The sequence below is a fragment of the uncultured Ruminococcus sp. genome, from assembly GCF_947301925.1.
GTDB lineage: Bacteria > Bacillota > Clostridia > Oscillospirales > Ruminococcaceae > Ruminococcus.
Genome location: NZ_CAMYUE010000018.1, coordinates 27,424 through 48,071, shown reverse-complemented (window position 1 = coordinate 48,071; position 20,648 = coordinate 27,424). Strand labels below are relative to the sequence as shown.

Annotated in this window: 18 protein-coding genes and 1 rRNA gene; 10 read left to right on the top strand and 9 right to left on the bottom strand. The window is 50.2% G+C overall.

Annotated elements, in window-relative coordinates:
* Positions 1-115 precede the first annotated feature (115 nt).
* Both rrf and Q0Y65_RS13945 read left to right on the top strand, forming a co-directional pair.
* Positions 116-232: ribosomal RNA gene (gene rrf, locus Q0Y65_RS13950) — 5S ribosomal RNA — on the top strand.
* Positions 233-305: 73 nt separating this feature from the next.
* Positions 306-1,853 (top strand): DUF6056 family protein, encoded by a 1,548-nt coding sequence (locus tag Q0Y65_RS13945; protein WP_297961098.1) that lies wholly within the window; start codon positions 306-308, stop codon positions 1,851-1,853.
* 30 nt (positions 1,854-1,883) lie between these two features.
* Here Q0Y65_RS13945 and Q0Y65_RS13940 read toward each other — a convergent pair whose 3' ends face one another.
* From Q0Y65_RS13940 to Q0Y65_RS13925, 4 genes are all read right to left on the bottom strand, one after another.
* On the bottom strand, positions 1,884-2,483 hold the full coding sequence (locus Q0Y65_RS13940) for a dipicolinate synthase subunit B (protein ID WP_297961094.1): 600 nt from the start codon (positions 2,481-2,483) through the stop codon (positions 1,884-1,886).
* Positions 2,476-3,336, bottom strand: coding sequence for a dipicolinate synthase subunit DpsA (locus tag Q0Y65_RS13935; protein ID WP_297961091.1), 861 nt, complete (start codon positions 3,334-3,336; stop codon positions 2,476-2,478). Before Q0Y65_RS13935 ends, Q0Y65_RS13940 begins: the two co-directional genes overlap by 8 nt.
* 160 nt (positions 3,337-3,496) lie before the next feature.
* A complete protein-coding gene (locus tag Q0Y65_RS13930) occupies positions 3,497-6,346 on the bottom strand; it encodes an insulinase family protein (protein WP_297961088.1) in 2,850 nt (949 codons plus the stop codon).
* 166 nt (positions 6,347-6,512) lie between these two features.
* Positions 6,513-7,181 carry a hypothetical protein gene (locus tag Q0Y65_RS13925; RefSeq protein WP_297961085.1) on the bottom strand — a complete coding sequence of 223 codons (669 nt, stop codon included), beginning with the start codon at positions 7,179-7,181 and terminating at the stop codon, positions 6,513-6,515.
* A 211-nt stretch (positions 7,182-7,392) separates the two neighbouring features.
* Between Q0Y65_RS13925 and Q0Y65_RS13920 the strand changes: the two genes are divergently transcribed.
* Positions 7,393-8,814: a glycoside hydrolase family 16 protein gene (locus tag Q0Y65_RS13920; protein WP_297961082.1), complete on the top strand. Its 1,422-nt coding sequence runs from the start codon at positions 7,393-7,395 to the stop codon at positions 8,812-8,814.
* A 419-nt stretch (positions 8,815-9,233) separates the two neighbouring features.
* Here the strand turns inward: Q0Y65_RS13920 and Q0Y65_RS13915 are convergent, their stop codons facing one another.
* The 5 genes from Q0Y65_RS13915 to alr form a co-directional block, all read right to left on the bottom strand.
* On the bottom strand, positions 9,234-10,301 hold the full coding sequence (locus Q0Y65_RS13915) for a branched-chain amino acid aminotransferase (RefSeq protein ID WP_297961079.1): 1,068 nt from the start codon (positions 10,299-10,301) through the stop codon (positions 9,234-9,236).
* A gap of 33 nt (positions 10,302-10,334) precedes the next feature.
* Positions 10,335-10,466 carry a hypothetical protein gene (locus tag Q0Y65_RS13910; protein WP_278245059.1) on the bottom strand — a complete coding sequence of 44 codons (132 nt, stop codon included), beginning with the start codon at positions 10,464-10,466 and terminating at the stop codon, positions 10,335-10,337.
* A 129-nt stretch (positions 10,467-10,595) separates the two neighbouring features.
* On the bottom strand, positions 10,596-11,210 hold the full coding sequence (locus tag Q0Y65_RS13905; RefSeq protein ID WP_297961074.1) for a TIGR04100 family radical SAM protein: 615 nt from the start codon (positions 11,208-11,210) through the stop codon (positions 10,596-10,598).
* The gene (locus Q0Y65_RS13900) at positions 11,210-11,737 is read right to left on the bottom strand and encodes a SecDF P1 head subdomain-containing protein (RefSeq protein WP_297961071.1); all 528 of its coding nucleotides are present in this window, start codon (positions 11,735-11,737) and stop codon (positions 11,210-11,212) included. Before Q0Y65_RS13900 ends, Q0Y65_RS13905 begins: the two co-directional genes overlap by 1 nt.
* A gap of 167 nt (positions 11,738-11,904) precedes the next feature.
* Positions 11,905-13,041, bottom strand: a complete 1,137-nt coding sequence (gene alr, locus Q0Y65_RS13895; protein WP_297961068.1) for an alanine racemase — start codon at positions 13,039-13,041, stop codon at positions 11,905-11,907.
* Positions 13,042-13,172: 131 nt separating this feature from the next.
* On the opposite strand from alr, the gene Q0Y65_RS13890 reads away from it, so the two are divergent.
* From Q0Y65_RS13890 to Q0Y65_RS13860, 7 genes are all read left to right on the top strand, one after another.
* Entirely contained in the window at positions 13,173-13,874 is a 702-nt protein-coding gene (locus tag Q0Y65_RS13890) for an SLOG family protein (RefSeq protein ID WP_297961065.1), read from the top strand.
* 496 nt (positions 13,875-14,370) lie between these two features.
* Positions 14,371-15,240, top strand: a complete 870-nt coding sequence (locus tag Q0Y65_RS13885) for an LCP family protein (RefSeq protein WP_297961062.1) — start codon at positions 14,371-14,373, stop codon at positions 15,238-15,240.
* Positions 15,240-16,007: a TatD family hydrolase gene (locus Q0Y65_RS13880; protein ID WP_363293569.1), complete on the top strand. Its 768-nt coding sequence runs from the start codon at positions 15,240-15,242 to the stop codon at positions 16,005-16,007. Before Q0Y65_RS13885 ends, Q0Y65_RS13880 begins: the two co-directional genes overlap by 1 nt.
* Positions 16,008-16,027: 20 nt before the next feature.
* Positions 16,028-16,777, top strand: coding sequence for a PP2C family serine/threonine-protein phosphatase (locus tag Q0Y65_RS13875; RefSeq protein WP_297961055.1), 750 nt, complete (start codon positions 16,028-16,030; stop codon positions 16,775-16,777).
* A gap of 134 nt (positions 16,778-16,911) precedes the next feature.
* Positions 16,912-18,114 (top strand): dockerin type I domain-containing protein, encoded by a 1,203-nt coding sequence (locus tag Q0Y65_RS13870; RefSeq protein WP_297961053.1) that lies wholly within the window; start codon positions 16,912-16,914, stop codon positions 18,112-18,114.
* Between the two features lie 230 nt (positions 18,115-18,344).
* Positions 18,345-19,430 carry a 3-phosphoserine/phosphohydroxythreonine transaminase gene (serC, locus tag Q0Y65_RS13865; RefSeq protein WP_297961049.1) on the top strand — a complete coding sequence of 362 codons (1,086 nt, stop codon included), beginning with the start codon at positions 18,345-18,347 and terminating at the stop codon, positions 19,428-19,430.
* A gap of 46 nt (positions 19,431-19,476) precedes the next feature.
* Positions 19,477-20,637 carry a 3-phosphoglycerate dehydrogenase family protein gene (locus tag Q0Y65_RS13860; protein ID WP_297961045.1) on the top strand — a complete coding sequence of 387 codons (1,161 nt, stop codon included), beginning with the start codon at positions 19,477-19,479 and terminating at the stop codon, positions 20,635-20,637.
* Positions 20,638-20,648: the final 11 nt, after the last annotated feature.

Below are 20,648 nucleotides of genomic sequence, written 5' to 3'. Positions count from 1 at the left end.
AAGCGTGGTGACACGTTCAGCTTGCGAGTACTAATCGGTCGAGGGCTTTTCCTTTAAGCTTCATTTAGAGTTTCGCCTCGCATTACGCTTTATTCTTTTTAAGATTCTAAAAATAGTCGGTGCTTATGGCAATGAGGTCACACCCGTTCCCATTCCGAACACGGAAGTTAAGCTCATTTACGTCGATGATACTTGGCTGGCGACGGCCCGGGAAATTAGATCAGTGCCGACACAAAGTAGCTCCATTAGTTTTCTAATGGAGCTTTTTTGAAATTACGGATATATTTAAAAAATGGGGGGAGAGGATGAATTCTTCGGTTTTCAGAAAGAAATGGCTGCCGTATCTGTTCGTTTTCATCTTTGCGCTTTGCAGTTCTTTTGCACTTTTTATGAATGGCGACGATTATCTGTGGTACTACTCGGTTGAGGATAGTTCACTTGATGCATGGAGGACTCCCAACGGACGGCTTTTTTCAAATCAGGTAACTATATGGCTGGTCAGAAATATCCCCTTCAGGATAATTTTTATCACGCTTACTTTTGCAGCATTTCTTGTAATAATGGGACGCCTTTTCGATTTCAAGGATCATATAAAGGGAAACAAGTATTACTTCCCGCTTCTTCTATTGATATTCATTCCTCATACCACCTATGCCGAGACTATTAACTGGATAAGCGGTTATACCAATTATGTATTCTCCGTACTGATGACATTTGTATATCTTCTGTTTATGTTCAGGTGCTTTTTTACCGAGTATACCGCTAAACGCATATGGGCTGTACCTGTATTCTTAATCGGCTTGACAGGCGGACTTTGCGTTGAGCATATGACCATATACAATGTTATGCTGGCTGTTACACTTATTGTCATTGCTGTTAAAATCAAGAAAAGGACTGTTCTTCATGCTGTATCATTCTTTGTTGGTGCAGCTGTTTCCTGTTTCCTTATGTTCGGGAGAGGAATTTACGGCGATATCTATTCCAAGGGCGATGAAGTAGGCAACAGATACTTTGAGTTAGGCTTTTCCAATATACTCCAGAATGCCTATTCATTCATCGTAGTACATTATACCAAGGACTTCTGGGCAATACCCATCATCATTACGGCTGCTTTCACTGTTCTCCTGTTCAGGAAAGATCTCAGCGGCAGCAAGCACAAGTATCTCATGCCCTGTATAACCGTATGCTGGCTGTACTCAGTGTATTCCATATATACAGGATGTATTTCCAATCTGAGAGTGTTTACGCCTGCCATGAGGATAGTAGCTCTTGAAACAGCATTTTCCTTTATATATGTGGTGTCTCTGGCTTATCTTATCTATGTTTTTCTTGATAAGAACGGCAGGATACGGGCGTACATATATCTTGTCAGCACCTTTATGCTGACTGCACCGTTCCTCTTTATCAGTCCTGCTACGGCACGCTGTTTCTTTTCAAATTATATGTTCTGGATATTGCTGTGCGGCGAGGTGGTTACCTGTGCGGCAAGTACAATAGATTGGAAGTATGGCAGGATCGCAGGCGGCTTCATGTTTACCTGCGTTTTCGCCGCGGCTTTCCTTATACTTACAGCCTGCTTTACAAACAAGTATATAGATGCCCTGCGTTTCGACTATATACAGGAGCAGCTCAGCGAAAAGAACAATAAAAAGCTGGAGCTGATAGGTATTCCCTATACCGAGTACAATCATGATGATCTGGAGGACGGTCTTATCAACGATACGCATATGGTCGGTGATTTCACATATGGACAATACATAATGAAGTATCACAACATTGTATACGATAAGAATATTACTTATGTGGAGCTTCAGGTCTCAGCGTACGATTACTATATAAAGCAGATTTCATAAGAAAAACAGCGGTCATTCGACCGCTGTTTTCTATTTCGGTGCGCTGTGGTAGATTATCGGGCGAAGCTGCACGCCGCTGAGAGCCGCTTCCACAGCACGGGGCAGCAGTGAGAACTCCGCAACCAGTGAGGCTGGCTTTTTCTCCCAGTCGTCCTGCACCATGGGAACGAAGTAGTAATTCCTGCGGTTGAACAGCTCTCCGATATTTTTGGCAGAGGCCAGAAGGGAGTCGTTTGAGGCAATGGCCAGAACCACAGGCTTGCCGCTGCGCAGATGGGATTTTACAGCCATGGTCACGGCGGTATCCGTGACTGAGGAGGCCAGCTTTGCCGCAGTGTTTGAGGTGCATGGTGCTACCACCATTATGTCGGTGAGATCTTTCGGGCCTATTGGCTCAGCAGCTTCAATGGAGGTGATGACCTCCCTGCCTGCTATGGCGCGGAGACGCTGTAAATTTTCCTCTGCTGTGCCGAAGCGGGTGGATATGGAGGCGGCATTTTCGGACATCACCGGTATGAGCTCCGCGCCGTACTCCCTGAGTATCTCCGCCTGCTCAAAGCTCCGCCTGAAGGAGCAGAACGAGCCCGTCAAGGCGTAGCCTATGCGCAGTCCCTTCAGTACCTCACTCATGGGTCTCGCTCCTTTCCGCCAGCATGGTGCTGACCGTCTCTGCGATTATCTCTCCTGCGGTAACGGGCGCCGTCCTTCCCGGAAGTCCCAGCGCCCATACAGCGCGGAGCCCGAGGGCGGCTGCGGCGTCAAAGTCTATGCCTCCCGGTTTTGAGGCAAGGTCTATGAACAGGGTGTCCTTGCCGAACCTGCCGAGCATATCGCTGTCGAAAACAAGGTAAGGAACGGTATTGAACACCAGACGATAGCCGCCGCTGATACGTCTTGTAGGTATGGAGGAGATACCGCAGAGCCTTGCCTTTGCAGCTCCGCGGGGATTATGGACGGCAGCGGTGACATGAGCGCCGAAGCCCTTGAGTATCTCCGCCAGAGCCGTGCCTATCCTGCCCAGTCCTACGATAAGCACATCAAGGCAGCTGAGGGTAACGGGAAGCTCCTCCAGAGCAATCTGAACCGCTCCTTCTGCGGTAGGGACGGCGTTTCTCAGGTTCAGTTCCTCACGAAGCATATAGTCCATGATATCATGGTGCGGGAAAGCAGCTCTCAGGCCGTCGCTGACCCTGCCTGCAAGTATACAGCCGCCGTCTTTAAGCAGCCGTGATATCGTCTCGGTGGGGAGTGAATGGCTGCTGCACGGAGCAAGTATATCACCGTTGTCATTGAGGGGCGGCACAGGCAGCACAGCGCAGTCATAGCGGCCTTCAGAGATATCCGCCGCGGGCAGGGAAATACCCTCGGGGAGGTATTCGCTGTCGAAGCCCATAATGCCGATACTGTATTCACGGGCAAGGCGTGCGGCACAGAAAAGCTGTCTGGTATCGCCGCCTGCGATAAGTATATTCATATTTTTCATAAGATCCTCCGATCCGCCGAAAACGGCATGAAATAATAATCACCGATCAGATTATTATATGAAACAGCGGCGGGGAATGACAATAAAAAAGCGCCTGTAATGTGAAGCTCACAAATACAGGCGCTTGTTTTTATTCAAAAGCGGAAGCTCATGGAAGCCCTTATGCAAGGGTGTCAATTACGAGATCCAGCCCCTCCATAGCGGCCTCGGTACCCATTACGCAGGTATTGCCCGCAGTTCTCAGGTTTGCGGCAGCTTCCTTCAGTTCACGGGCCGTAACTCTGAGCATACGCCTCTTTTCGGCAGCCCTCTCCTCATAGGATATACCTCTGAACCAGAGACCGTCGGCCTTTCTGCTCTTGTTGCCGTCGGACATGAGGGGCTCCTCCTTGGCCACGGAGCTGATGATATACTGAGTTATATCGGGCTCGCCGCTGCAATACTTCTCCGTGAAGTCGGCAGCGCCGCGGCAGGTCTCCAGAGTAGCGGCAGGCGAGGGATCGCGGTAGGAGAAGAATGCCTGCTCGCCCGAGGGAGTCATATGTGCGCCGGTGCCGTAGGCTCCGCCCTTGACTCTTACCTCATTCCAGAGGTATTCAAGGGACAGTGCGCGGAAAAGCACCTTTCTTACAGCGCTGTCAGCCGAATTATCTGGGAAGGCCACAGCGGAATAGGATACGCCCGCGGGAATGATGATACCCTGATCTTCGGGGATATCCAGTCGGAAGTCCATATCCTCCGCCGCAGAGGGCTCGCCCTTGGGCAGAGCCGATATGAGCGCCTCTGGGGAGATATTTCCCGTAACGCTGGCGGTAAGTCTTGAAGTACAGATGATGCGTCCGAAAAGGCTCTTTATATCGCCAATAAGCTTTTCGGGAGCCTTTACCGCCTCATGGAGCCTCTTGTATCCCTCATAGCCGGAAACCAGCTCGTTCACCGCGGACTCTGCCGACAGTGAAGCCCTTACTCTCTGCATGGAGTAGGTATGACCATTGGCGATGATGGACTGCTTGAAGTTCTCGTCCGACTGGAGGAGGAGCTCTTTGACGTTCTCGGCGTCGTCAAAGCAGGTCTTTGTTATGATCTCCGCAATGAGGTCAAAAGCCTCGGCGGTATTCTTTTCAAGGAATCTTGCGGTGGTGCAGAGATAGGGGGTACACCTGTCTGTAACGCCCTTCTTTGAGAAAACAAGTATGCTGTGGGAGATGCTTCCCAGAAGTCCCGTTATCCTGCGCTGCAATTCGGCAGCGGAGCTGTCTGCGGTGGGGAGCTCGCCCAGGAGCTCGGTCATGGCAGCAGCGGCGGAGAGCTCGTTTTCGGTGCAGTCCGCAAGGGAGAAGTAAAGGCTGACAGCGGCAATGCCCTCGTCCGATGAGGGGTGACGGAGCACGGTCAGACCGTTTATATCTGTCTCCTCGGTCTCATAGGGCAGAGGCTCCTCTCCCACCTCTGACAGAGCAAGGTGAGGCATAGTCGCCAGCTGTTCGGGAGTATCAACGGACTGCTGCCACTCATCAAGCTTCCTGTTCTGTTCAACGATAACGTCCTTTTCCTCGCAGGCAAGGCCGTCCATAACAGCGGCGAGGCGCTTTTCTTCTGCGGCCTTCTGCTCCTCGCCGTAGGTGCGTGAGGGCAGGAGGTACAGCTCTGCCGTACCCTGACCGTCAAGGAGCCACTGCTTCAGTATCTCCTCAAAATATCCCGAATCCACCTTGTCTCTCAGGCTGTCGTATACTCCGCCCATATCGAGGAAATGCAGAGGATCTCCGCCGTAGAGCCATGCGGAGAGAGCGTTTATATTGCGGGTGAGACCTCTGGGCTCGCCGCCTGCGCGGTACTGGAATTCCAGCCTGTTCACCGCAGCGGTAAGGAGCTCACGGTCGATACCCTCCTCACAGAGGCGTGTGACAGTCTCACGGACTGTCTCCTTCAGCTTTTCGCAGTTTTCGGGGTCTGTATTGTTTATGCTGAGGCAGCCGAATGGCTGCATTATGCCGTCGCTGACCTCCAGTGATACGTCAAGGCAGAGCCCCGTATCCAGCAGGGCACGCTTCAGGGGAGAGTCGTTTGAGCCTGTAAGAGCTTCGCCCAGCACGGCGGCAGCGGTTATCCTTTCGCGCTCCTGCCAGCTGCCCAGTACCTTTCCGATAACGAGGTATGTATGGTTAGTCTCCTCTTCGTCGGGAGAGATCTCGTAATAGCTCTTTCTCACAGCAGGCTCGATAGGAGACTGAACGGCTATCTCGCTGTGGGTATCGCGCCTGTCGAAGCGGCTGAGGTACTCACCGTCGATGAGACCGAGAACGGAGTCGATATCCACAGGTCCGTCCAGGTAAATATAGGCGTTTGAGGGATGATAGTAGGTCTTGTGTCCCTCGATGAACTGTTCATAGGTGAGGTCGGTTATAGCCTCGGGAAGTCCGCCCGACTCATAGCGGTAGCAGCTGTCGGGGAAGAGCACGTTCATGATCTCCGATTCCATGCGGCTGTAGACCGAGGACATAGCGCCCTTCATCTCGTTGAAGACCACGCCCTTGTATACGGGACTGTCGGAGGCGCTGCGCATTTCGATATGCCAGCCCTCCTGATAGAAGATATTGGGATTGTAGTATATAGCGGGATCGAACACCGCGTCAAGGTAGACTCTCGTCAGGTTCATGAAGTCCGTATCGTTTCTGCTTGAAAAAGGGAAAACAGTTTTGTCGGGGTAGGTCATTGCGTTGAGGAAGGTATTCATGGTACCCTTCATCAGTTCGAGGAAGGGCTCCTTCACGGGGAATTTCTTTGAGCCGCCCAGAACGGAGTGCTCCAGTATATGGAAAATGCCTGTATCGTCCTTGGGGGGAGTTCTGAATGCTATGGAAAAGAGCTTGTTCTCGCCGCTGTTTTTCAGCCAGACCAGTCTTGCTCCTGTTTTTATATGCTGCATTTCTATGAGCTCCGAGCCGCAGTCCGGGGCGGGAGCTATCCTTGTTACGGTAAAGCCGTGAATGGTGTCGTTTATATTCATAGTGTACCTCCTGGATTTCATTATAAAATAATTATACCATTACCTGAGGATTTATGCAAGACATAATTGGAGCGGGAATGGATAACCGCATCGGAAGGACTCTCTCCGAAGCACGATACAAAGAAAAAAGCTGCCGCATAGGCGGCAGCAAAGGATGAAGGTAATATTATGCTACTTTAGTGAGGACGTTAGTATTCTTGTCGTCGATAATAGTGAGCTTGTCACCCTCCACCTTGTACTCGGCGGATATCTCATCGGAATTCTCGTCCGCGGAGGGCATTATAAGCGGCGAGCAGCCCGATATCACAAGGTCTTTGCCCTTGGTCTTATAGGTGAAAAGATCATTGAATATAACGAAGCTGTGTCCGTCGGAGAGCTCAACGGTGATATCTGTCTTTCCGTCCTTGCTGGCGACTGCCTGGGAAAGGCTGTCGTAGAGGCTTCCGCCGCTGAGTGAATATTTGCCGTCAAAGCCGTTTCCGCTGCTCTCAAGTCTCTTCATGACAATTATGTTGCTGTCCCGGAGAGTAACAGTCACAACATCGTTTTCTTCCTTTATGTACTCCTTGTCGATAGCATAGCCGTAGAGGTTCATGCTGTCGCCGGAGAAGCTGAATATGGAGGAGGTCTCCTCGTACATGGAGCCGCTTCCGTTGTTGCCGAATATAAGGCCTGCGCTGTTTATCTCGGAATCGGGAACGTCGCTGAGCGCCCACTTGCCCTCGATATCCGCAGTTTTTCCGTCCTTCTTGTCGTCCTTTGACTTACTTCCGCATGAAGCGAAGGTCAGCAGAGCAAGAGAGCAGGCTATAAAAGCTGAAATGAACTTTTTCATAAAGAATCCTCCTAAACAGATCGGACATCAGTGCCCGTATATACAGTATACGCAGGGAAAAAGGTATTTCCGAGGTATTGCGTGAAAATTTTTCACAGCAGATACTATTATAGCATTTTCGGCTTCCTTTTGCAAGAGCAGGGGAGATATTGACATACGCGGCTGTAAATGTTAGAATAATCTCATAATAAACCTGAACGGAGGGGAGTATATGAGGATACTCAGAGCAGCTGCGGCGGCAGCGGTGCTGCTCATGGCAGTGCCCGGGGCGGTATGTGCCGACAGCGCGGTGTATATGGACTATAACAGCGACGGCACAGTGGATATATTCGATATGGTCTCAGCAAGAAAGCAGGGAAGGTCTGCGGCGGAGCTGAAAAGTCTGGGCGGATTCCTGCTGGGCAACGGTGCTCAGGCTCCTGCGGAGGGCTATACCCTGCTGTGGAGCGATGAATTCGACGGCAGCGGTCTTGATACGGACAAATGGTCCTATGAGCTGGGCAACTGGAAGCTTGACGACGCAGGCAACTATATAACAGGCGGCTGGGGCAACAACGAGCAGGAGTTCTACACCGACAGGAATACCACAGTGAAGGACGGAGTTCTCACCATATCCGCAAGGAAGGAGAGCTGGACCGACGAGAGGCAGGGCAGCTACGACTATACCTCCGCAAGGATAAGCACTCAGCATAAATTCTCGGTATGCGGCGGCAGGATAGAGGTGAGAGCAAGGTGCGATCCGGGAAAGTCCCTGTGGCCTGCCATATGGATGCTGCCCGAGGACAGTGTGTACGGCGGCTGGGCGAAGTCGGGCGAGATAGACATAATGGAGGGCTGGGGCAGCACTCCCGGGAAGATATGCGGCACCATACACTTCGGCGGCGCATGGCCCGATAACAGGTATCTCACCAACGACTATGAGTTCAACGGCGGCGACGGCACCTACAACTGGCATACCTACAGTATCGAGTGGGAGCGCGGCGAGATACGCTGGTACGTTGACGATATTCTCTACAGTACGCAGACAGACTGGAGTTCCGACGGCTTCAGCTACCCTGCGCCCTTTGACCAGAACTTCTACATCATACTCAATCTTGCGGTGGGCGGCCACTTCGACGGCATAGACGGCATATACGCAGAGCCTGCCACCTTTGCGGACGGTGACAGGAACTTCGATATCGACTACGTCCGCGTATATAAGAAGGACGGTACGGACTTCCGTCCCACAGAGCAGGCCTCCCTTGCCCTTGACAACTATATCGAGGGGGCAGACGCCTCCGTGGTCAACAAGGAGGGCTGTACGGTGGTAAGCGTAAGGAACCCGGGAGAGCTTGAATACGCAGTTATGGCACTGCTCCGCGGAAAAGAGGTCATGGCAGGCGAGAAGCACACCCTTGAATTCGACGTGAGCTCCACTGCGGAGCGCAGCATGACAGTCACCGTGGAGGACAGCTCCTATACGCGGTATCTTGACGAGAAGCTGACCGTTACTCCCGAGAGGAAGCATTACAGCCTTGACGTTACATTCGATCATGACATGGAGGCGGATATAAAGTTCCAGCTGGGAAATATCGACGGAGCTTCAGCCCTTGGCGCACATGAGGTCACTCTTTATAATGTGAGCTGGAAATAATGAGAAGGGGCGGATTTTATCCGCCTGTGTATAAAAAAAGCAGCGCTTACATAACCGCTATACTCATATAGCAGCTTTACGGGTGATATTGAGGGAAACCCTTTTGAAAAAGGGTTCCTCTGACGGAGGCGCGTCCCCTCTGTCACTGCGTGACATCTCCCCGCACTGCGGGGAGTCACCCTCAAACTCCCTTCCTAAAACTTTTAGCATTAAATTTAGCCCTTACAGGGCGCTCCCCGGTTATTACCGGATCTCACGTTTTGTGGAGAGCGCCCTGTACGGGCTAAATTCAGTTATAAAGTCTTTGGAAAAGGGGTTCGGGGAAAGAACCTTTCCTCAGAAAGGTTTGTCCCCGATAATTGCGCATAAACTTCTATATAAGCACCACGGTTATGTAAGCGCTGCGGCTTTTTATATTATCAGTCGATAGGATATACCCAGTTGAATGTATCCTCGACCTTGCCCCACTGGATACCTGTCATTGTATCGTAGAGCATCTGAGAGATCTTGCCGATCTTGTTACCGTTGATCTCCATTACCTTGTCGTTCCACTTGAGGTGGCCGACAGGTGAGATAACAGCAGCTGTACCTGTACCGAATACCTCGTCCAGCTTGCCTGCGTCGTAAGCGTCAGCGATCTCCTGGATATCTATACGTCTCTCCTCTACCTCGAGGCCCTTTGCCTTACATACCTCGATAGCGGACTTTCTTGTGATACCGGGGAGGATAGAGCCCTGGAGCATAGGTGTTACAACCTTGCCGTCGATAACGAAGAAGATGTTCATAGCGCCTACTTCCTCGATGTACTTCTGCTCAACGCCGTCCAGCCAGAGAACCTGTGAGTAGTTCTGCTTGTGAGCCTCGTCCTGTCCGATGAGTGAAGCAGCGTAGTTACCGCCTGTCTTAGCGAAGCCCATACCGCCTCTTACAGCGCGGACATACTTGCTCTCAACGTAGATATTTACGGGGTTGAGGCCTGTCTCGTAGTAAGCTCCTGAGGGCGAGAGGATTATCATGAAGAGATAGTGTTCGCCGGGCTTAACGCCGAGGAAGGGATCAACTGCGATGATGAAGGGTCTGATGTAAAGGGACTCGCCCTCCTTTGAGGGTACCCAGTCCTTCTCGACCTTGATGAGCTCTGTGAGGCACTGCATACCAAGCTCAACGGGGAGCTCGGGGATAACCAGTCTCTCGTTGGACTTGTTGAGTCTCTTGAAGTTCTCCTCGGGACGGAAGAGCTGTACCTTGCCTTCGGCAGTTCTGTAAGCCTTCAGGCCCTCGAATACCTCCTGGCCGTAGTGGAAGCACATAGCGGCAGGTGAGAGCTCTATATTGCCGTAGGGCAGGATCTCGGGATCGTGCCAGCCCTGACCCTCGTCATAGGGCATTACCAGCATATAGTCTGTGAAGATGTGACCGAAGCCGAGCTTGTCGCCGGGCTGGGGCTTAGCCTTGAGAGTTTCTGCTTTTGTGAATTTGATTTCCATATTATTCAACCTTCTTTTTATAATATTGACCTGTTAATCTGTGACCGAGAAGTAATTCTTCTCGTAGATGCGCTTGCAGACAAATACCGTGACAACGGCGGCCGTAACGGCCAGCACCGATGTGGAAAGCGAAGCTGCAAGGATTATCTTACCTTTTTTGCTCATAAAAACTACTCCTTATCTCAGATCAGAGAAATCTTTCAATAAATAATTATATCATATTTCCCTGTGTTTTTCCATAGGTGTAATATAAAAATAATGCACAAAATCAACTGTTGAAATATGTGCTGTATTTTACTCGTCGAATGTTCTCACGCGGAGCTTTGCTCCCAGCTTTTCAGCCAGCTTCTTTGAAGCCTCTATCTGTTCCTGGGGGATAACGTCAACTACGGACATGATCACCTCTGCTCTGCCGATCTTTACGCAGTCCTTAGTGAATTTCTGGAGAGCTTCAAAGGCGTTGTCGAATTTAGGGCGTGTAACCTTCATGTATTCCTCTGCCGTGGGGGCGTTGAGGCTGATGGACACGGTATCCAGCTCGTAGCACAGCTCTTTGGCAATGCTCCTGCCGTGGATAAGGTCGCCCAGACCGTTTGTATTTATGCGGAGCTTTGGACAGTGCTCTCTGCTGCGGAGATATGCGGCAGTTTCAAGGAGCACATCAAGGCGCTCGGTGGGTTCGCCGTAGCCGCAGAACACTATCTCGCGGTATTTTCTGAGGTCGCGCTTGCGCAGATCCTCCCTTATCTCCTCCATGGAGGGCTCGTGTTCCAGCCAGAGGGGATCGGAGCCGTATGCGCCGTCCGCGTGGTTGCGTATGCAGAATGTACAGTTGCAGGGACATTTGTTTGTGAGGTTCAGATAGAGGTTATTGCCTACAACATAAGAAATGGTCATTGCCTTTGCCATTATTGTTCACCTTCGTTTGCAGTAGTTTCTTCGGGCTTTTCGATACATTCATATATCCAGCTCGATACCTTGGCGGCGCTGTCGAAATCAAGCCCGGTGATAGAGGCATTGCCGTCGGTTATGGGCTCGGAGACAGAGTTTATTGTCAGGAGGTACTCGTTGTACCATATGGTGATGGGAGTGCCGCTGTTTGCAGCTTCTTCGGTTTTCTTTGCGAAGATATCCGTTCCCTCTTCATCAAACAGCATACTGACAGTATACATGGTCTCGCCGTTCTCGTCCTTTGGGAATTCCAGAGAGCAGGTCGAGATATGCTCGCTGGTGAGGAAGGGTTCGGTGGTCTCGTCCTCGCCCATACGGAAGTATATCACCTTCTTCGGGAGAGTTGTGGGAGGATCCGTGGGAGCCTCTGTGGTGGTGACAGGGGCGGTGGTGACGGTTTCCGTGCCGCCGTCCTTGTCAAGGGGATTGCTGCAGCCCGTGAGCAGTACAAGCGCAGCCGCCAGTGTTAAAGCCTTCTTTTTCATAAGCATTCTCCTTATTCCCTTTTTAATCGTGTAGAAGCGGATATTATCCGCCCGAAATCATTGGAAAAGTGCCTGTAAGGCGCCGCAATGAATGTGGTTTTCCGTTGCCGGGCGCCGCCATCTATATTCTTAGTTCTTAGCTCTTAGCTCTTAGTTCTTAATTCTTTTCACTCAATATAGATACGGGGCACTCTCTTGGATATGCCGCAGACTACCTCGTAGCCTATGGTGCCGTATATCTGTGCAAGGTCGTCGGCTGTTATGCGGTCATCGCCGTCAGTACCGATAAGTGTGACGATATCGCCCGACTTTGCCTCGGGTACGTCTGAAACGTCCATCATCAGCTGATCCATACAGACTCTGCCCACTATCCTGCATCTCTTGCCGTGGACGAGTATCTCGCCCTTAGAGCTGAGAAGACGGGAATAACCGTCTGCGTAGCCTATGGTAACTGTGGCGATACGCATTTCGCGGTCTGCCACAAATGTGCGGCCGTAGCTTATGCAGTCGCCCTTTCTTACGGTCTTGACGTGGGAGATAACGGCCTTCAGCTCCATAAGGGGCTCCAGCCCCTCCGGGATATCCAGACTTACATCGGGGTGCAGGCCGTAGAGTATGATACCTGCGCGGGAGAGAGTGCTGCGTGAGCTGTTGCGGTAGCAGGTAGCTGCGCTGTTCATGAAGTGCAGGTGGCGGAGCTTTATGCCGCGTCCTGCCAGCACGTCATAGGTATCGGTGATGAACTTCTCCTGCCTGTCGGTGTAGGCGATATTGTCGGGATCGTCGCTGTCGGCAACGGCGAAGTGAGTATATATGCCCTCAACGGAGAGCTTGTCGATCTTCATCATTTCGGTTATCTCGTCGGCGCAGGCCTCGGGAGTATCGTGCTTCAGGCCTATCCTTCCCATACCCGTATCTATCTTGATATGACAGCGTATGGGGGAGAGAGTGTTCTTTACCAGCTCCTGAGCGTATTCGGTGGAGACAACGCCCTGTATGATATCATACATCGCTATCTCATGGGCGTACTCGGGAGGAGTATAGCCCAGTATGAGTATATCCGCTTCGGGAGCGAACTTCCTTACCGCAATGGCCTCGTCCAGATTTGATACCGCGAAGTAGCGTATGCCGCACTGCTCTGCAAGGCAGCGGACGATATGCTCCTCGCCGTGGCCGTAGGCGTCAGCCTTGACCACAGCCATGATCTCTGTCTGAGGAGAATTGAGACTGCGGATGATATCCACATTTTTTCTGAGCTGCGGCAGTGATACCTCAGCCCATGCGCGTTTGAGATACGGCTTCATTCCGTGATCTGTCCTTTCTTTATTTAAAATTTAATTACAAGTCGAAAAAATTCTTGAAATAAGGAGTGATGTATGTTATAATTTCAATGTATGCACATAACAGTAGTATTTTCGTGAGAGCGAGGTGTGCCATGCTTTTCTCACTTGATTCGGGAGTCCCCGTGTTTCCGTCGGAGGATATAGAGACCGATGCCGAAAGGACGGTCTGCTTTACGGGACACCGCGAAAACAGCGTGCTCCCATACAGAGGAGATCCCATATACAGCGGCATAACCCTGCGCACCGTTCAGCTCATGCTGTTCAGGTACATTGACATGGCGGTGGAGAACGGCTACAGGAGCTTCATCAGCGGACTTGCCGAGGGCACCGACCTGTGGGCTGCCAAGTATATACTGGGAAAGAAACGCTGCGACAGCAGTATACGTCTTATCGGCGTTATGCCCTATCTTCGCCACAGCGAGCGGTTCAGCCCCCGTTACAGGGAGTTCCTTGCAGATGTGGAGAGGGGAGCGGATATGCTCCTGACCACCAGCACCGACCCTCTTGTGGTCTACGGCAAGAGCCGCAGCGGAGAGAATACCTCTCCCGACCTGTACAAGGTGCGGAATTACTTCATGGTGGACAACGCCTCGGCGGTGATATCCTACTTCAATGAGGGCTCGTTCAAATCGGGGACCTATCAGACCCTGAACTATGCCGTAAGGCAGGGGCGGAAGATACGCCGTTTCGGACTTGACGAGGTCTACGGAGTCATAGACGAGTGCGGTCCCGATATAGAAGGCATAAAGCGCAAGCTGGTCTTCATGGAAAACGTTTTTGAACTGCCGTATTAATTATAGCACAAACTTTATAACAAATCAACAGTGCAGTGAGATGACTTTCCTGTTTTGTGTTCAAAGTTGAAAAAAACAGTGGAGTTTTCACCGTGCTGTCACCGAAATACAGCCCTTTTCAACAGCTGAGACCGTGCTTTTCACAGCAGGCAGTCAGAAAATGCGGCCGGAGCATTTGGCTATATACCGTTGTTTACGGAGACGGGCAACGGCGCTATGCGGCAAATCCCGTGCTGAACACCTGTTCTTTTTCAACGGATTGTTGAATTGTGTGTTTAAACATCAAACCCCCATTCACAACTGTTGAAAATGTGGAAAACTCTGTTGACAACCGCATTATCGCGGATAAGTTTTAACCTCTGACTTTGGAAAATATTTTTTATTCATGCGGGGACGTATATTATACGGACAGGCGTTATACGAAAAGTTTATATCCCTCACAAAAAAACAAATATTAATAATTTCTGAAAGTAAAAACATGAAAGGAGCCACCAAAATGGCAAACAGAAAAAGCGGATCAATTGCAGTACCCTTTCTTGCGACTATATTCATCGGTCTTATCGTGATCGGAGGTATAGCGGCAGGCCTTTACAAGTACCTTGGCTTCGGCAAACAGGAAAAGCCCTCGGAGCCTATCCCCAGAACAAGCGGCATGGTCACCGACGCGGACAACCATACCGTCCTGCTTGTACTTGACGTTCCCGAGAAGAACGCGCCGCCCACCTTCGTGCTCATGCGTTCGCGCCCCGTGAAGAAGGAGCTGGTATTCATCGGTATACCCTCCAACTCCATTGCGCTGGTAGGTGATACTCAGGAGAGTATCATGAACAGCTATCAGAGCAGCGGCCCCGCAGGTGCTGCGGATTTCGTGGAAAAGGTATTCGATGTTGAGGTAGACAGGTATATGAAGTTCGATTCCGCTGCCTTCAAGAAGATAAGCGACATCTTCGGCGGCGTTACCTACGCCGTAAACGCCGATATTGCAGGCTTCAAGAACGACGGAAGCCAGCAGTACCTCAACAGCGATCAGGTGGAGATGTTTGTCACATATATGATGTTCCAGGGCGGAGAGTACGAGCGTACACTCATTGCTACGGACGTTCTCAAGTCAATGGTGAATCAGGCCGACGGCAAGCGTATCGCCGACAGCTTTGACAATAACTTCAACACTATAATCAATATGGTGGAGTCGGACGTCAAGTCCGCTGACTACAAGGAGCACAAGACCGCTATAAAGAATATGTTCGAGAACGGCAGCTCTATCGCGGTGGCTCTCTCTGTGGACGGCACCAATGCAGGCGACGACTTTATCCCCAGCAGCGGCTTCATTGCCAACATCAAGGATCAGTACTTCAAGGAGAAATGATGTCCGGTATATTCGATACACACGCGCATTACGCAGACAGCGCCTTTGACGGCGACAGGGAGCAGGTGCTGGCGGAGCTTCCCTCAAAGGGCGTGGAGCTGGTCATGCTGGCAGGCTCCGATATCAGGGACTCACGGGAGAACGTGAGGCTTGCACAGCGCTATGACTATGTATATGGGGCGGCAGGCTTCCACCCCGAGTACGCAGACAGCGCTCCCGGAGATATAATTGATATCCTGCGGGAGATCATCGCCTCATCGCCGAAGGTAAAGGCAGTGGGGGAGATAGGTCTGGACTATCACTACGAGGGCTATGACCGCGAAAAGCAGATAAGCCTGTTCCGAAAGCAGCTTGAGCTGGCTGCGGAGCTGGATATGCCCGTGATAGTTCACAGCCGCAATGCCGCGGAGGACACTGTGGATATACTGAAGGAGTACCGTCCGAAGGGAGTGGTACACTGCTTCAGCGGCTCTGCGGAGACAGCAAGAGAAATAATAAAGATAGGTATGTACATCGGCTTTACGGGAGTCATCACCTTCAAAAACGCCAAGAAGGCCCTGAAGGCCCTTGAAGCGGTGCCCCTTGACAGGCTCCTCATGGAGACGGACTGCCCCTATATGGCTCCCGAGCCCTTCAGAGGCAGACGCAGCGACAGCTCCATGATAGCTTATACGGCTGCAAAGGCTGCGGAGATAAAGGGCGTACCTGTTCAGGAGCTCATAGACATAACCTGCCGCAACGGAATGAGAATGTACGGCATAGAATAAAGAGAAAAGGAGGAGAATGAATGTATTACTGCTGCGGAGTAACGGATAAGGGCATAATGCCGCACAATGAAGATGCCCTGCTCATAAAGGACAGCGTTATAGATTCAGGCTCTTCCGAACAGACTGTATCAGAACCGTTTATTGCGGCTGTTTCGGACGGAGTATCGGGGGAGCGCTCGGGAGAGCTGGCCTCGAAGATGTGTCTGGAGCTTATCCGCGACAGAGGCTATACAGGCGAGATGAAGCTTGACGAGGAGCTCCTTGCCATTCACCGCACTCTTGCGGAGTTCAGCGAGGCCGACCCCGAGATGCACAATATGCAGGCGACGCTGTGCGGTATAGCAGTGGACGAGAGCAATAATATCCTTACCTTCAATGTGGGGGATTCGCGGCTCTACAGATACCGCGGCGGACGTATCAAGCAGATATCCCGCGACCAGTCCCTTGTGCAGCTTCTCATTGATGAGGGAGCTATAACCCATGAGGAGCGAAAGACTCATGTCCACCGGAATATAATATTCCCCGTTCTGGGCAATCAGAAGTCGGAACCGCAGATAGATACGGTAGTGCTTGAGGGCGGAATGGAATACGGCGACCTGCTGCTGCTGTGTACAGACGGACTTTCGGACTATGTGTCCGTACTGGACATAGAGGAGATAATAGAATTGCCGAAAAGCCTGAAATCGAGGCTCCATCTGCTGGTGGACAAGGCTCTTGAAAACGGCAGCAAGGATAATATATCCGTTATCGCCGTGGTTTACAGCGAATAACTGACAGGACGGCTTCACGCCGTCCTTTTTTGGTTCAAAAGGACTTTTCGGGAAGTGTTAACAAATTTTGGCTTGCTATATTCAGGCAGCGATGATATAATTAATGTATCATCTTGGATTAAGGAGGATATTATATGAGGATGTTTAAGATCTTAGTCGCTGCTATGTCACTGACAATAGTCTGCGCTCCGATGAATTATGCACTTGACAATTCCGCTGACAGTGTTATTACAGCTAATGCTGCCGCAACTGCGACCGCAGACTTAAACCTTAAAGGAATCTTTTCAAGTATTGATTACTATGAATTCAAACAGGGCAGTGACAATAATTCCTTCATTTTCAGCATTGAACTGTACGATGACCGGGGAACATCTGAAAAACTCCTTAAATTCGCTGAACAGATCAAGGAATTTGAATACGATTTCGTATTCGATGATAAAAATGTTGTCGTACAAAGTAAGGAGCTGCACAATGTAGGCGCTTTCTATTCGGTTCACGCGAAGCTGAAATTTCCTGAAAACACTCCTTTGCGTGAATACGGCTTTAAGATCGTTGTAACAAAAGCCATTGATAAAAACGGAAACGATGTTACATCTAATTTCAATACATATAATGGCAAATATTCTATACTTGACAAAAACGGTAAGGATACAGGAAGACCTGATCCCGACACTGAAATAGTAAACATAACCATGATGAGTATAAGCAGAGCGGGCAGCGGCAACGAAAACCTTGCATATAACGAAAGACTGCTGGCTGACAACGGATATTATGTAACAGGCAATATCAACGGCAAAGACCATTATTTCAAGGAATTTGACTATGATGTGGAGCTTGATGACCCAAAAGCCGTAATACTTGAAAAGAAATTATCAGTTGAGCCACAGAGCGGCGGAGGCTGTTTCTTCTATCCGGCAGTTAAGATAAAGATACCCGATGATTCGGCTGTCGGAAGTCACGAATGTAAGATAACCGTGAAAAAAGCCGTTGATCTTAACGGCAATGATGTTACAAATAAACTGCGTTCTAAAACATTGTTTTATTATTATACAGTGACCGGCAACGGAAGCTCAACTCCCGCAGCAGGCAAGCCTTCAAAGGGTGATGTCAACGGTGACGGCATGATAAACGCTGTCGACGCTTCAAACGTGCTTTCGATCTATGCAAGAATATCTACCACAAACGGCGCAAAGCTTACAGAAACCGAGAGAGACTGCTGCGACGTAAATAATGATGACAGCGTAAATGCTATAGACGCTTCAAATATCCTTGCGTACTATACATATACTCAGACGGGCGGTAATGATAGCATTGAAACTTACATGAAAAAACACTGACATACCACGGTGGCGGAAGTCCTATGACATCTGCCGCTTTTTTGTAAAATAATCGCCGAAAGCAACTAAAAGCAGATTTGCCCTGCCATTTTCGTTGGTTGTGACAATTTTTTCACAGACTGCAAAAAAAATCCCTTTTTCGTATTGACTTATGCAGTCCAAAGGAGTATAATTTATATTGTATGGCAATACTACCTATTTTATAATATATTTACTTGGAGGTTTTTAAAATGAGCAGAGTTTACAACTTCAGTGCAGGTCCTGCTGTTCTTCCCGAGGAAGTTCTCAAGGAATGCGCAGAGGAAATGATGGATTATAAGGGATGCGGTATGTCCGTTATGGAGATGTCCCACCGTTCAAAGGTATATGATGAGATCATCAAGGACGCTGAGAAGGATCTCCGCGACCTCATGAATATCCCCGACAACTACAAGGTAATCTTCGTACAGGGCGGCGCTTCACTGGTATTCGCAGGCGTTCCCATGAACCTTATGAAGAAGGGCAAGGCTGCTTACATCATCACAGGCCAGTGGGCCAAGAAGGCTGCACAGGAGGCTGAGAAGTACGGTGAGGTTGTAAAGGTAGCTTCATCTGCTGACAAGACCTTCTCATATATCCCCGACTGCTCCGATCTTGATATCCCTGAGGATGTTGACTATGTATACATCTGCGAGAACAACACTATCTACGGTACAAAGTTCTGGGAGCTCCCCAACACAAAGGGACACGAGCTTGTTGCTGACGTAAGCTCATGCTTCCTTTCAGAGCCTGTTGACGTAACAAAGTACGGCGTTATCTACGGCGGTGTTCAGAAGAACGTTGGCCCTTCAGGCGTACAGATCATCATCGTTCGTGAGGACCTCATCGCTGACGGTCCTGCACTCAAGTGCACTCCTACAATGATGGACTGGAAGATCCAGGCTGACAACGAGTCACTTTACAATACACCTCCCTGCTACGGCATCTATGTTTGCGGCAAGGTATTCAAGTGGATCAAGAAGATGGGCGGACTCGAGGCTATGAAGAAGCACAACGAGGCAAAGGCTAAGATTCTCTACGATTTCCTCGACCAGAGCAAGATGTTCAAGGGCACAGTTGAGCCCAAGGATCGCTCACTCATGAACGTTCCCTTCATCACAGGCAACGACGAGCTTGACAAGAAGTTCGTTGCCGAGTCAAAGGCAGCAGGCTTCGAGAACCTCAAGGGTCACAGATCAGTTGGCGGCATGAGAGCTTCTATCTACAATGCAATGCCTATCGAGGGAGTTGAGAAGCTGGTAGCCTTCATGAAGAAGTTTGAGGAAGAGAATTCCTGAGACATTACATACCAAAAATATCATATTTGAAAAGAGGTTAACTGAAATGTTCAAGATACAGACATTAAACAAGATCTCAGCTGTAGGCACAGACGTATTCGACAAGAGCAAGTACGCAGTTGCTGATGAGTGTGCAAATCCTGACGCTATAATGGTTCGTTCAGCCAAGATGCACGAGATGCAGTTCGGCGACAACCTTCTCGCTATCGCCCGTGCAGGTGCAGGCGTAAACAATATCCCCGTTGAGCGCTGCGCTCAGGAGGGTATCTGTGTATTCAATACTCCCGGCGCTAACTCAAACGCTGTTAAGGAGCTGGCTGTATGCGCACTTCTCCTTGCTTCAAGAAAGATCGTTGAGGCTGCTTCATGGGCTGCTTCACTGAAGGGCACACCCGACGCTCCCAAGACAGTTGAGGGCGGCAAGTCCAAGTTCGCAGGCCCCGAGATCGCAGGCAAGACACTGGGTATCATCGGTCTGGGCGCTATCGGCGGAAAGATCGCAAACGCTGCCGAGGCTCTGGGCATGAAGGTTATCGGTTACGATCCCTATATCTCCATCGGAGCTGCTCTTCACCTTGATCCTACAGTAAAGATCGTTTCCGATATCAACGAGATCTTCACAAGCAGTGATTACATCACGATCCATATGCCTTATACTCCTCAGACAAAGAACACCATCGATGCTGAGCAGATCGCTATGATGAAGGACGGCGTTCGTCTTATCAACCTGGCAAGAGGTGAGCTCATCAACAGCGAGGCAGTAGTCAAGGCTATTGCTGACGGTAAGGTTGCTAAGTATGTTACAGACTTTGCTGATGATGTAGTTCTGGGCGTTGAGAACGTTATCGTTCTTCCCCACCTGGGAGCTTCCACACCCGAGAGCGAGGACAACTGTGCAGTTATGGCTGCCGAGGAGCTTATCGACTACCTTGAGAGCGGAAATATCAAGAACAGCGTAAACCTCCCCAATGCTTCAATGAACGCAGTGGGCACAAAGGTTTGCATCATCCACAAGAACGTTCCCACAACTATTGCTTCCATCACATCAGCAGTAGGCAATGAGGGTCTCAATATCGAGAACATGGTAAATGCCAGCAAGAAGGACTTCGCATACACCATGCTCGACATCATCGGTGACGTTCCTCCCGCAGTAGAGGGCAAGATCAACGCAGTTGACGGCGTTATCAGAGTAAGAGTCATCAAGTAATATAAAAATGA